The 13,477-nt window shown below is 35.1% G+C and carries 15 protein-coding genes; 12 read left to right on the top strand and 3 right to left on the bottom strand.

Annotation, left to right across the window (positions count from 1 at the left end; all coding sequences use genetic code 11):
* Nucleotides 1-61 precede the first annotated feature (61 nt).
* The 4 genes from lysS to B8977_RS03280 all read left to right on the top strand — a co-directional run bounded on the left by lysS (nt 62) and on the right by B8977_RS03280 (nt 3,479).
* Complete coding sequence (gene lysS / locus B8977_RS03295) at nt 62-1,753, top strand: lysine--tRNA ligase (protein ID WP_084016146.1); 1,692 nt, start codon at nt 62-64, stop codon at nt 1,751-1,753.
* Nucleotides 1,753-2,298, top strand: a complete 546-nt coding sequence (locus B8977_RS03290) for a hypothetical protein (protein WP_084016144.1) — start codon at nt 1,753-1,755, stop codon at nt 2,296-2,298. The genes lysS and B8977_RS03290 overlap by 1 nt, the downstream gene beginning before the upstream one ends.
* A 4-nt stretch (nt 2,299-2,302) precedes the next feature.
* Nucleotides 2,303-2,677, top strand: coding sequence for a hypothetical protein (locus tag B8977_RS03285; RefSeq protein WP_084016142.1), 375 nt, complete (start codon nt 2,303-2,305; stop codon nt 2,675-2,677).
* Between the two features lie 214 nt (nt 2,678-2,891).
* The gene (locus B8977_RS03280) at nt 2,892-3,479 is read left to right on the top strand and encodes a T9SS type A sorting domain-containing protein (RefSeq protein WP_084016140.1); all 588 of its coding nucleotides are present in this window, start codon (nt 2,892-2,894) and stop codon (nt 3,477-3,479) included.
* Between the two features lie 64 nt (nt 3,480-3,543).
* Here B8977_RS03280 and B8977_RS03275 read toward each other — a convergent pair whose 3' ends face one another.
* The 3 genes from B8977_RS03275 to B8977_RS03265 form a co-directional block, all read right to left on the bottom strand.
* Nucleotides 3,544-4,524 carry an EamA family transporter gene (locus B8977_RS03275; RefSeq protein ID WP_084016138.1) on the bottom strand — a complete coding sequence of 327 codons (981 nt, stop codon included), beginning with the start codon at nt 4,522-4,524 and terminating at the stop codon, nt 3,544-3,546.
* 68 nt (nt 4,525-4,592) lie between these two features.
* Entirely contained in the window at nt 4,593-5,249 is a 657-nt protein-coding gene (locus B8977_RS03270; RefSeq protein WP_084016136.1) for an HAD family hydrolase, read from the bottom strand.
* A gap of 9 nt (nt 5,250-5,258) precedes the next feature.
* A complete protein-coding gene (locus B8977_RS03265) occupies nt 5,259-6,488 on the bottom strand; it encodes an exo-beta-N-acetylmuramidase NamZ family protein (RefSeq protein WP_084016134.1) in 1,230 nt (409 codons plus the stop codon).
* Between the two features lie 18 nt (nt 6,489-6,506).
* Between B8977_RS03265 and B8977_RS03260 the strand changes: the two genes are divergently transcribed.
* The 8 genes from B8977_RS03260 to B8977_RS03225 all read left to right on the top strand — a co-directional run bounded on the left by B8977_RS03260 (nt 6,507) and on the right by B8977_RS03225 (nt 13,390).
* Nucleotides 6,507-7,739, top strand: a complete 1,233-nt coding sequence (locus B8977_RS03260) for an ABC transporter permease (RefSeq protein ID WP_084016132.1) — start codon at nt 6,507-6,509, stop codon at nt 7,737-7,739.
* Nucleotides 7,736-8,302, top strand: coding sequence for an anthranilate synthase component II (locus B8977_RS03255; RefSeq protein WP_084016130.1), 567 nt, complete (start codon nt 7,736-7,738; stop codon nt 8,300-8,302). The genes B8977_RS03260 and B8977_RS03255 overlap by 4 nt, the downstream gene beginning before the upstream one ends.
* Nucleotides 8,303-8,564: 262 nt before the next feature.
* Nucleotides 8,565-9,068, top strand: coding sequence for an RNA polymerase sigma factor (locus B8977_RS03250; protein WP_084016129.1), 504 nt, complete (start codon nt 8,565-8,567; stop codon nt 9,066-9,068).
* Nucleotides 9,065-9,748: a hypothetical protein gene (locus B8977_RS03245; protein WP_084016127.1), complete on the top strand. Its 684-nt coding sequence runs from the start codon at nt 9,065-9,067 to the stop codon at nt 9,746-9,748. Before B8977_RS03250 ends, B8977_RS03245 begins: the two co-directional genes overlap by 4 nt.
* 24 nt (nt 9,749-9,772) lie before the next feature.
* Nucleotides 9,773-10,102: a hypothetical protein gene (locus B8977_RS03240; protein WP_084016125.1), complete on the top strand. Its 330-nt coding sequence runs from the start codon at nt 9,773-9,775 to the stop codon at nt 10,100-10,102.
* Nucleotides 10,103-10,158: 56 nt separating this feature from the next.
* Nucleotides 10,159-12,528 carry a TonB-dependent receptor gene (locus B8977_RS03235; protein ID WP_084016123.1) on the top strand — a complete coding sequence of 790 codons (2,370 nt, stop codon included), beginning with the start codon at nt 10,159-10,161 and terminating at the stop codon, nt 12,526-12,528.
* Nucleotides 12,529-12,538: 10 nt separating this feature from the next.
* Nucleotides 12,539-12,865, top strand: a complete 327-nt coding sequence (locus tag B8977_RS03230) for a hypothetical protein (protein WP_143736296.1) — start codon at nt 12,539-12,541, stop codon at nt 12,863-12,865.
* Between the two features lie 57 nt (nt 12,866-12,922).
* A complete protein-coding gene (locus B8977_RS03225; RefSeq protein WP_084016119.1) occupies nt 12,923-13,390 on the top strand; it encodes a DUF4625 domain-containing protein in 468 nt (155 codons plus the stop codon).
* The last annotated feature ends 87 nt before the right edge of the window (nt 13,391-13,477 follow it).

The raw sequence follows: 13,477 nt of genomic DNA, 5'->3' as shown, positions 1-13,477 counted from the left end.
TAGATTTAGGTTTAAAGAAGTTTTTGAAATTGCGTACTTTTGCGCTTGAAAATTAAAAAAAATGCAATTAACAGAACAAGAAATCATTCGTCGTGAGAAATTGACGCAGCTACAGGAGATGGGCATAGAGCCTTATCCGGCTGCGGAATTTGAGGTAACTTCTACTGCAGAAGACATTCATAAAAACTATGAAGAGAAGAAGCAGGTGAAGATCGCGGGGCGTCTGATGAGTGTTCGTGTGATGGGAAAGGCTTCTTTTGCGGAATTGCAGGACAGTACCGGGAGAATTCAGATTTATGTTTCGCGTGATGATATTTCGACCGATGAGGAAGGAACGGCTTATAATGTGTTATTTAAAAAGCTGTTGGACATCGGGGATTTTATCGGGATTGAAGGGTATGAATTCAAAACCAAAGTGGGAGAAATTTCGGTACATGTAACTAAATTGACTTTGCTTGCGAAAACGCTTCGTCCTTTGCCTGTTGTGAAAACGGATGAGGGGGGAAATGTGCATGATGCGTTTACGGATCCTGAATTGAGGTACAGAATGCGTTATGTAGATCTGGTAGTGAATCCGCAGGTAAAAGAAATCTTTGTAAAAAGAACTAAGTTGTACAATGCAATGCGTAATTTCTTCAATAAAAGAGGTTATTTCGAAGTGGAAACGCCCATTTTGCAAGCGATTCCGGGTGGTGCTGCGGCACGTCCATTCATGACGCATCACAATGCTTTGGACATTCCGCTTTACATGAGAATTGCGAATGAATTGTACCTTAAAAGGTTAATCGTAGGTGGATTTGACGGGGTTTATGAATTCTCTAAAAACTTCAGAAATGAAGGGATGGACAGAACGCATAATCCGGAATTTACGGCAATGGAAATCTATGTTGCGTATAAGGATTATAACTGGATGATGGATTTCACGGAACAATTGCTTGAACAATGTGCAATTGCTGTGAATGGTACTTCGAAATCTACTTTTGGTGAACATGAAATCGAATGGAAAGCACCTTATCCACGCATTTCAATGCGTGAAGCTATTTTGAAATTCACTGATTTTGATATCAAAGGAAAGTCGGAAGAGGAATTGAGAACGGCAGCTTTGGGAATGGGCATCGATGTAAATGATACGATGGGCAAAGGAAAACTCATCGATGAAATCTTTGGAGAAAAATGTGAAGGAAATTTCATACAACCAACTTTCATTACAGACTATCCGATAGAAATGTCTCCATTGACAAAAAAACATCGAAGCGAAGAAGGTTTGACGGAGCGTTTTGAATTAATGGTTTGTGGCAAAGAGATCGCAAATGCTTATTCGGAATTAAATGATCCAATTGACCAAAGAGAGCGTTTTGAAGAACAAATGAAATTGTCTGAAAAAGGTGATGACGAAGCGATGTTCATCGACCATGACTTCTTGCGTGCTTTGGAATATGGTATGCCTCCTACTTCGGGATTGGGAATCGGAATGGACAGATTGATCATGTTCTTGACGAATAATCCGTCGATACAGGAAGTTTTGTTTTTCCCTCAAATGAAGCCGGAGAAAAAAGCTGTTGCTTTGAGTGAAGAAGCGAAAGGTGTATTTGAGCTTTTAAATAAGATTGGTAAAACTGATTTGAACAACCTGAAAAACCAATCAGGTTTATCAGGAAAAAAATGGGATAAAGCCATCAAAGAAATCACGGCTTCTAAACTTGCAAAAGTTGAGAAAAATGATGAAGGGCTTTTTATAGAGCCTTCAAATTGATGAAACAATTACAAGTAATTAAAATAGCAAATCTCATAGTCATAGGGCTGTCTTTAGGCCTTATGGCTATGTTTTTTTATGTTGAAGAAAAATTTTCCAATGAAATTGAATATCGGGAGAATTATTCAGAAAACATAACTACAATAGGAGGTATGTCTGCAATAATCTTTTTACTTGGCCTGCTCATTTACTATATCCTTAAAAATGTTTTTTGGTATAAGTTTAATAAATCGAAAAAACTATACAAACTTCAAACAATCTACTTTATATTTCCTCCTTTGAATATATTTCTATCTTATATACTACTTTTTGTTTATTTTAAAAGAAATAAGAGTGATTTGCTTTTAATAAGCATTATAATGAATTTACTTTTCTTTTTGTTTATTTTATTTTCCGGCTACAATATATTTATTCAATCGGGTTACGTACCATACATTGCCTTTTTTTCAGGAGCATTATCATTTTTAATTTTAGCATTTTTAGTTTATAAAATTGACACTTCATCAATTGATGATGAAATAAACCAAATCGGAGAAATCCCATAAATCTATGTCTCGCAAGCTCCTCGCCCGTTTCCAGTTTTTAGCAGAATCTGACCAATATTTGGAATTGTTGGAGCAAGATAAAATCCTTTATTATCTTTCCGGAATGGGAATTGAGCAAGATGGTCAAACGAACTACAGCGAATCTTTAGAGGTTTGGGTAGATGAAGAAAATTTTGACAAGGCTGTTCAGATAATCAAACAAAATGAGTATTTTTCTTCTTGCCCTAAATGCGATTCCAAAGATTTATCTGAAGCTCTCATAGAAAATTTAAAGAAAAATGCATTGCAACTTCTGAAAGTGTTTCTTCCAAATATAATATCTAAAAATGAAAATGTATATTATAAATGTAACAGTTGTAATTATATTTTCAAGAAGTAAAGAATACGAATATACTCATATCATAAGCATTAAAAACCTCATCCAGAAAGGGTAATTCTACGCAATACACTTCCCAGCTATAGCAATTTAAACAACTGAAACAAAATTGTTTAAAAAATTTTGAAAAAAATTATTAGATTAGTAAAACAATTTTATTAATCGTATTTAATTTTTAAATACCTTTATTGTACTAATTTAAAAATAACCGATTTTTATGAAAACAATTTTATCTATTTCAATGCTTGTTTTAGGCTTTTTTTCTCAAGCACAAGAGACATTTAACATTACATGGATGATGGGCATCAGCAATGAAGATGCCAGTCTGACAATCAGTGCGGGTGACACAGTTATTTGGACGTGGGGTGATGGAACCCCACACAGCGTGGAAAGTCTGGATGCAGATGCTCCTGATGATTTTGGAAGCGAAATTATGAGCGGTGTCGGACAAACCTATCAATACACTTTTACAGATTCAGCTGTTATTGATTACAGATGCGGGGTTCATACTACAATGATGACCGGAACGATTACAGTTGAACCAGGAATGAGTGTAGAAGATAAATTTGTAAAAAATCTTAAGTATTATCCAAGTATTGTAAAAGAGTCTTTGAATATCACTTCTCTCGTTCCTGCAGCTTCTTATGAAATTTATGACGCGCAGGGAAGAAAGGTTTTAGAAGGTAAGTTTGCAAATGCGAATCATTCTGTGATCAATACCTCTTCTTTATCTCAGGGAGTTTATTTTGTAAGTGTTATTTCAAAGGATAAATTGAAAACTTCTTTCAAAATTGTGAAAGAATAAATTATTTATTTCAACAAAAAAGCAAGAAGCCAAAGGAAATATTTCTTTGGCTTTTTAATTACCCTTAATTGTAAATATCTAAGCTATTTTTTCCTTTATGATTTAAATTCATGAAAATTATTGCAAATAAAATGATGAAGATTCCCAACCATTGAATTGCTAAAACCTGTTCACTCAACAATATGTAAGCCATCAAAACGGAAACGGGCAATTCCATCGAAGAAATGATGCTTCCCAATCCCAATCCGGTTTTAGGAAATCCAAGATTAAATAAAATCGGTGGCAAAACCGTTCCGAAAAGTGAAAGAAACAAACCGTATTTCCATAAAATATTGAAATCAAAGGCTTTTGCCTGGTAAAAAGTAAATCCCATTTCATCATAAAAATGTGAAATCCCTTCTGAAAAATAAGGCCCGATTTGCGTCAAAAATGAAAATAAGAAAACCACAATTGCTCCACCGCTGAGCATCAAAAAACTTTTGCGAAGCACGGGTAAATTTAATGCAATTTTATTGGAAGTAAACATAGTAGTGGCGAATGACATCGCAGCCAACATTCCAAACATAATTCCTCTCCAGTCGAGATTTATTTCAGAATTGATGACATTGGTAGCCAATAAAGTTCCTACTAGAATGATGAAAGTTGCTATGATTTTTCGCGCAGCAGGAAGTTTTCGATTCAAAATACTTTCCACTACAACCCCAATCCAAACCGACTGCATGAGCAAAACGATAGCAATGGAAACGTTGATAAATTGTACCGATAAATAATAGAATAAACTCGTAAAACCCAATGAAGTTCCTGCCAGCATCAATTTCCAAATGTCTGATTTCTGTGGTTTCGGCAAAGGTTTTTTAGTGGTTTTGGTTTGAATTAAATTCAAAATCAAAAGTGCAATCAACCCAATTGAAAATTGAGAAGTGGTTACTTCCGCCGTTGTAAACCCTTCTTTGTATGCGATTTTCACAATGGTGGCGAGCATTCCGTAAATACTTGCGCCAAACCCTACCAGCAAAACGCCTTTCAGCAAATCATTCTTTCCCATAATTCAAAACAAGCCTGCAAAAGTCTTACATTTTTGCAAGACAGCCAAACGAATATTCTGCTAAAATTTTAGACTAAATTTTGAGAAGTCACAGAAAGTTTTGCCAGTTCATCAAAAGAATTGATTTCAGCAAATACTTTTGAATTTTCGTCCAATTCTCCAAATCCATAATTACAAAAAACGAAATTCAAATCGTTTGCTGTTGAGGAACTGTAATCGGTTTGCGTGTCGCCGACGTAAATTGTTTGTTCCGGATTCAATTCATTTCTTTCTAAGACCAGTCGGATATTTTCTTGTTTATTTTTTCCTGTTCTCCCTGCAGATTCATAATCTTTGAAAAAATGGCTGAATTTTGAAAATTCCAAAAATGCTTCGATGTATCCGTCCTGACAATTACTCACAATATACAGATCATGGTTTTTAGACAATACATTCAAAGTATGTTCTACTTTTTCGTAAATGATTCCGCCTTTTGTAGAAAGAGTTTTGCATTCATGTTCGATGATTTCTTTGAGGATTAAATCAAATTGTTCCGGTGTTCCATTTGGAAATAAAATCGGTAAAATATCAGGTAAAAGCAACCCCATGAATTTAGTCAAATCATCTTCTACTAAAGGTTTTTCAATCAATTGATGCTTATCCAGAACAGAATTCCAGGCTTCAATCAAAGTAGAGCGGGAATCCCAAAGCGTTCCGTCTAAATCAAAAATTATATTCTTCATCATTTATCTTTTCTATTTGTAAATCAGATATTTTTCCCTGATTTTTTTAAATTCTACTAAATCCTTTTGCCAAGTAGCTTTGATTTGCTCTTCACTCATTCCTTGTTCGATTTGTTTCCTCAATTCATCGGTTCCGGCAAGCGTATCAATCCAGAATTTCCCTGATTGCTTAATCCAAAACGGTTCTTTTCCTTCGTAATTTTTAAATGCTTTGATTAACCATTCCAATTTAATTTCAGATAAAAAAGGCGTTTCTGTCAAATCTTCTCCATAACAAACTTCTCCGTTGAATCTCGGTGATTTCGCTCCTGCATTGGGTTTCGGAGTAAATTCATACGACATATTTTTTAGAAAAGGCGAACCGTAAACCTGAAACGGTTTATCCGTTCCGCGTCCTTCACTCCCATGAAATGCTTCAAAAAAACAGGTTGACGGATACAAATTAATGGATTTGTCATTAGGTAAATTAGGCGATGGCGGAATCGGTAAAATGTAATGTCTCTGGTGCGTATAATTTTTCAAAGGAATCACCGTCAAATCCGTCTGAACACCATTTGCAAGCCATTTTTCGCCATTGATCATTTTGGCATATTCGCCGATTGTCATTCCGTAAACGACCGGAACATTGTGCATTCCCACAAAAGTTTTGAATTTGTCTTTCATCACCGGGCCATCTATGTAATGCCCGTTTGGATTGGCTCTGTCGAGCACAATTACTTTTTTACCGTTTTCAGCGGCGGCTTCCATGATGTAATGCAAAGTCGAGATATAAGTATAAAATCTCACGCCAACATCCTGAATATCAAAAAGAATCACATCTAAATCTTCGATTTGCGCTTTCGTTGGTTTTTTATTGTTTCCATAAAGTGAAACGATAGGCAATCCCGTTTTTACATCTTTTCCTGATTTTACGGTTTCCCCTGCATCAACATCACCACGGAAACCATGCTCAGGCGAAAATATTTTTTTCACATCTACTTTCCGGCTTACCAAAAAGTCAACCAAGTGCACATCCTGTTTTAACTTTTCAGCACTCATGGAATAAAGCTGAGTACCGGCAAATAAGACTCCTGTTTGATTTGTAACTACTCCAACTCTTTTATTGAGCATGAGTGTAAGATAAAGCTCCGGATTTTCTGCTCCGGCATAAATTCTTTCGTAATCGTCATTTTGTGCAAATGAAATCTGATTTGCAAAGAGGAATACAGCAATTAATGTATATTTGAAAAGTTTTTGAATCATATTTAAATTTTAATCAGTTTGAATTTCTCCTGGTGGTTTGCTAATAAAATTGCGTTTGGTAAAAGTAGTAAAAATAACCTTTCTACTACCATCATCCGCATAGGACAGATTGCAGTTGCAATAGGCATTATGGTGGCGTTGATTACGCTTTCTACCGGAATCGGAGCGCGCAAAGGCATCAAGCAAAAACTGGCTGATTTCAACGGACACATCACTATAAAACCTTATAACAGTAACCTTTCATTTAATTCGGATTCGCTTTCTCTGAAGCAGGACTTTTATCCCAATTTCCGTGCCGTTCCTGAAATAAATCACATTCAGGCAATTGCCGTGAAAGGCGGAATTATTCGTACAAAAGACAATTTCAGCGGGGTATTTTTGAAAGGTGTCGGAACGGATTTCGATAGAGTTCGTTTTCATAATTACATAACCAAGGGGAAATTTCCAATCATCGGTAAAACTCAGGTTTCAAATGATGTGGTTATTCCCGAAAAAATTGCAAAAGAATTACACCTCGATGTAGATAGTTCTTTTGTCATTTATTTTTCTCAAAATAATGGAAAACCGATTTACAGAAGATTTCAGGTTTCCGGTTTGTTTTCTACAGACATAAAAGATTTTGATGACATCTATATCATCGGTGACATCAAACAAGTTCAGCGTTTGAATAAGTGGGACAGCCTGACTGTAGGCGGATTTGAATTATTTACAGACATAGAAAAACTGGATGAAGTTGCACTGAAAGTCAACGAAAATATCAATTTTCAATTGTATGCGCAATCTGCTTCTACTTCTTTTACACAAATCAATGACTGGATTGCAATTTTCGACACCAATATTTTTGTCGTATTATTTATCATGATGATTGTCGTTGTGATCAATATGGTCATGGTATTGTTAATTTTAATTCTCGAAAGAACACATTCTATTGGGCTTTTGAAAACTTTGGGTGCTACAAACTGGCGCGTACGAAAGATTTTTATCTATTACGCAGTTTTCATCATGATTCCGGGATTGGTTGTCGGAAATGTATTAGGAATTGGATTGTTATTAATTCAGAAATATTTCAAAATCATCAAATTACCCGCAGAGAATTATTACCTCTCTTATGCGCCGGTTTATTTGGACATAGGTTATATTTTAATTTTAAATATCTGTGCGATCATTATTTCTGCAATAGTTTTGATTCTTCCATCTTATTTAATTTCTAAAATCACGCCCAACCAGGCAATGAAAATCAACCAAAGTTGAGAGTTTTATTAATCGATAATTACGACAGCTTTACATACAATTTGGTTCATCTTTTGGAAGAATTAAATTTTGAAGTGGTTGTGAAATTTAATGATGAATTTGAATTAGATGAAGTGAATGAATTTCACAAAATTTTGCTTTCTCCCGGTCCTGGACTTCCCCAAGATGCCGGATTGATAAATGAAATAATTGAAAAATATGCTCCGACAAAAAGTATTTTAGGGATTTGTCTGGGAATGCAGGCAATCGGAGAAGTTTTCGGCGGAACTTTGAAAAATCTCAATCAGGTTTACCATGGAATGACTTCTCAAATAAAACTGACGGTAAATGATGAATATTTATATAAAGGAATAAATTCTGAAATTAGGGTTGGCAGATACCATTCTTGGATTGTCGATTCTCCCCTTCCCGATTGTCTAGAAATTACTTCTTTGGATGAATTTGGAAATATCATGTCGCTTCGCCATAAAATATTTGATGTTCGCGGTGTACAATTTCATCCGGAAAGCTACATGACTCTAATTGGCTCAAAATTAATAATTAATTGGCTTAATGAGTCATAAAATGCTATTATTTATTAATGCAATCGATTAAACTTTAAAGAGAATAATTAAAATATTTTTTAATTTATTTTTTGTAATTCAAAATCTTCGTGTATCTTTGAACCGGAAATAGCAAAAATACTATTTTCATTAGGTTTAAGTTGGTTAGGGGGAATACCCTCGTTCTTTTTGAGCGAGGGTTTCTTCGTTTATATAAATTCGTAAAATAATTATTGTTTTTTGTAACAACTCTCCTATTTTTGCTTACTAATTATCCAGCGTTGTGAAATCCAAAGAAACTGAGTTTACACAATTAATAGAATCAAATCAGGGGATCGTACACAAAGTGTGTAGGATTTACTGTGATACACCCGAAGCACGCGAAGACTTGTTTCAGGAAATCGTATTACAGCTCTGGAAATCATTTGATTCATTTAAGGGTGATTCTAAATTCAGTACGTGGATGTACCGCGTAGGACTGAACACAGCCATAACATTATTTAGACAAAAAAACAGAACGGTCAACACAACTTCATTGGACGATGGAAGTTTTTTCAACATCAAATCCAATGATTATGACGAAGATTATGAAGAAAAGTTAAAGTTCCTTTATGCCTGCATAAAAAAACTAAACGATGTGGAAAGAGCGCTTATTTTACTTTATCTGGAAGATTTGCCCTACAAAGACATCGCAAGTACGATAGGAATTACTGAGGTAAATGCACGTGTAAAAATGAACAGGGCCAAAACTAAACTAAAAGAAATGATGAATCCTCAACCGAAATGATCAACAACGAATCCAACATACACGACGACGAGCTAAATGATTTGAAATCACTCTGGCAAAATCAAACGGACGAAAAATCCTACGATAAAAATCAGATTTTCAAGATGATTCATCGAAAATCTAAGAATTCTGTGCAATGGTTATTTTACATCACCCTTGCTGAGCTCGCACTTGCAATCGTATTTTCAATTTGGGCAATCGTCTCGGGAACTAACATGATTAGTGAACATCTCAAAGAAGTGATGAATGAGGAGACGCTGAAAAGCTATGATTATATTTCACACATCAGTTTAGTAGGTTCTTGTATTTTCGTCGCCATTACATTTATTTATTTCAGAAAAATATCAGCACAATTATCAGTCAAAGCATTGATTGATAAAATTATAGAATTTAGAAAAGTACTCTCCTGGTTAATTATTCTTTGGGTAGTGCTCAGCCTGGCTTTTATTTTCCCGATGTATGTCGAAATGGGACAACAGGTTTTTATGCATGATTATGACAAAGGAAATATGTCTCCACAAGAAATCGAACAAACCGCAAAAGGCGTAGGAATCGGTTTGGCTGCCATTTCATCTTTTTTAATTATTTTATTTTCAGTACTTTATTACGGAATCATATATGGGATTTTCTTGAGACGATTAGGCAAAAATCTGAAAGAATTGAAAAAAATAGAACCTTAATACCTAAATACCTATCTTTGCCAAATGAGTTTACGGGAACAGATCACAAATTCTTGCTCAGCAATTCTTTTTTTGCTGGCGATTTTGCTGCAACCCATTCACCAGCTGGAACATTTAACGCATAACCATGCACATACTGACAAAGCTGAAATCTCATTTATCAATTACCACGAAGCACATTGCAACCTTTGTGACTTCAATTTCACGCCTACTTTAGAATTAAAAATTGAAACTATTGAAATTCCTTTGGTGTTTAGTTCCTCTGAATTAAAACCTGAATTTACGATTTCAAGTTTCTATAAATCTGAATTAAATTTCCACAAACAGCTCCGCGCACCGCCATACAACGTATAATTCCAGCTTAACCGATTGCCTTTGGCAATTTTTTAGAATTTATACGAGTCAAAATTATGCGCACGCTGTATTTAGTATTTATTTCCATTTTTGTGGGAATCAATGCTTATTCACAAATAAAAATTTCCGGTAAAATCACGGATGAACAAAAAAATCCATTGTCCGGAGTTCAAATTCATATTGGAGAATCAGAAACCATTTCTGATGCAAATGGATATTATCAAATCCATTCATTAGAAAAAGGGAATTACGAAATTCATATTTTTCTGGATGGATTTAATGAATTAATTAAAGAAATTAATTTAACTCAAAATCAAACACTTAATTTCACACTTTCGAAATCTGTAATGGTTTTGGAAGAGTCTGTCATTACGCATATACATCAAAAAAATGTCAATAACGTAGAAACAGTCAATCAAGAATTTCTACAAGCTGAATATTCAGGTTCGCTCGCCAAGTCTTTAGAAAAAATTCCTGGAATCCAAGCCATGGAAATCGGTTCCGGAACTTCAAAACCCGTCATTCGCGGATTAGGATTTAACCGCGTTTTGGTTGCCGAAAACGGAATCAAACAAGAAGGGCAGCAATGGGGCGCCGACCATGGACTCGAAGTAAATCCTTGGAGTGTGGAAGAAGTCAAAGTCATCAAAGGCGCTGGGACTTTGGAATACGGAAGCGATGCAATCAGCGGGGTAATTGCACTCAACAATGATTCAAAACCTTTGCCTAATTCTTTTTCAGGAGATTGGATTTTGTTTGGAAGAATTGCCAATCAGGCTATTGGTTCCTCGTTAAATTTACGTCACCGCAAAGAAAATTTCTTTTACAAATTCTCTGCGAGTTACACAGATTTTGCAGATTACAATATTCCGACTGACCATATTGTTTATCTGACTCGACAAATTCCGATTTTCAATGAAAGATTGAAAAATACAGCAGGAAATGAACATTCGGTTTCGGCACAGGTTGGCTACACATCCACTGATTTTGAATCGGTTTTGACGGTGAGTAATTTTTATCAGAAAATCGGATTCTTTCCTGGTGCGCACGGAATTCCAACGTTAGATCGTGTGCAGGACGACGGCGACCGACGCAATGTTGAATTTCCTTATCAAAATGTAAATCACTTCAAAGTTTTGAGTGAAAGCACTCTAAGATTTCATCCGAATTCTTTGAAATTCAGTTTTGGATTTCAGAATAACCAACGTCAGGAATGGAGTTTGTTTCATACGCATTATGGAAACAGTCAAACATTGCCAGAAATTGATCCGGATTTAGAATTGGATTTTAACCTTTCAACTTTTGATGCACAAGTTAAATATCAACATCAATTCAACCGAAAAAATAAATTAAACATCGGTGTTCAATCCCAATCTCAAAAGAATTCAATCAAGGGATACAATTTTCTTTTGCCAGAATTTACAAGGTTTAATATCGCTTCTTACATCACCAACGAATGGGAAATCAATCCGAAATGGAATGTAAATTATGGGGTTCGATTCGATCATACAGAAATTGAAATTCAACCTTTTTATGACAATTACTTGTATGAATTTCTATCACAAAATGGAAATGAGCAAGCCGATGAATTTGCGCAGCGAAGCCAACATTTAGAAAAATCGTTTAATAATATCAATGGTTCTGCCGGAATTTTATTTCAGCCTAATTCTAATTTAGATTTTAATTTGAACTTAGGAAGCAGTTTCCGCATGCCAACTGCAATTGAATTGGCTTCCAACGGGATTCATCACGGTTCATTCCGTCACGAACAAGGAAATCCAAATCTCGATACAGAGCAAGGATGGACAAGTGATTTGAAGATTTCTTATCACCCTCAAAGTTGGAATCTTGAGTTGAATCCATATTTTTATTATTTCAGCAATTACATTTTCTTACAACCTTCTGGCATCTTCTCCCCGCTTCCACATGGCGGACAGATTTACAAATACAGCCAAAGTGAAGCGATGTTAACAGGTGCAGAATTAAAAATCGAAAAGAAATTCTGGGACAGACTGAATGCTTTTGTTTCCGTGGAATATCTGTACAACCGACAAATTACTTCGAGCAATTCTACCGATTATCCGTTGCCGTTCAGTCCGCCGATGGTTTTCTTTACGGAATGGAGTTATGAACTGGTTAAAAACAAAGGATTTGTAAAAAGCCTGGAGATTTCTGCAGATGCGAAAATTGCTTCAAAACAAGAACGAATTGCACAAAATGAAGAAATCACCAATGGCTACACCATTTTCGGTGCAGGCATTAAATCTGAATTGAATTTTAATCAATTCAGAGCTAATATTCTTTTGACAGCAGATAATTTGACCAATGAAAAATATTTCAACCACATGAGTTTTTACCGTGCGTTGGAAATTCCTGAAATGGGCAGAAACATTCAATTGATTGTGAGAATTCCTTTTGGAAAATAAAATGAACTTATTGAAGAAAAATATATGGATTTATATTTTGGTTGGGGTTTTCCTTCAGCCACACATTTTCAATAACCTGCATTTTGCGTTGGTTTCGCACGAACATCGTTGGGAATTTGAAATTTCTAAAGAAAAATCGTTTCATGCTCAGGATAAATTTCACAATTGTGAACAATATTTATTTAAAGTTCCACCCGTAACGGAAGTGAATTTATTTCAGGAGAGAATTATTTTAGTGGATTTTAATTTTAGAGAAATTTTCCCGAAAGAAGAAAAAATCCTCATTCAAAAAATAAATAACCATCATCACAAAAGAGGTCCTCCTAAATTAATTTAAAATTGGAATCAACTTAAATCAAAATTATAAATCAATTTTTAAATTAATATAAATAAAATGAAAAAATACATCATAGCATCTTTGGCAATCGTTTCAGCAATTACGTTTCAATCTTGTTCAAGTGATGACGACAATGGATCTGTAGATACTGAAAAGCCGGTAATCGTTTTGAATGAGCCGACTGATCACGAAGCATTTTTACCTGGAAGTGAAATTCATCTGGATGCAGATTTCTCTGACAATGTGGAATTAGGTTCGTATAAGATTGAAATCCACAGTGCGGCGGATGGACACGAACATAAAGGTGCAAATGCTGTCGGTGAATGGTTTTACAGTGAAACGAATCAAATCGAAGCAGGTTTAAGAAATACACACATTCATAAACACATCGCGGTTCCGACTACGGTAGATGGTTTGCCGATCGTTGAAGGTCATTATCATTTAGGGATTTTCTTAACTGATAAAGCAGGTAATGAACAACAGCATTTCATCGAAATCGTTGTGGGAGAAGACCATGATCACTAAAATTTTAGGATTTTATGGAATTAAAAGAGGTTTGTCTTTAGTGATGAGCCTCATTTTTTGCTTTAAAGTTAAAATTTAACCCTTCGA

Origin of the sequence: Moheibacter sediminis (assembly GCF_900176425.1) — a bacterium.
Lineage (GTDB): Bacteria > Bacteroidota > Bacteroidia > Flavobacteriales > Weeksellaceae > Moheibacter > Moheibacter sediminis.
Note: the sequence above shows the minus strand (reverse complement) of the source record. Positions and strands in the feature narration are given on the sequence as shown.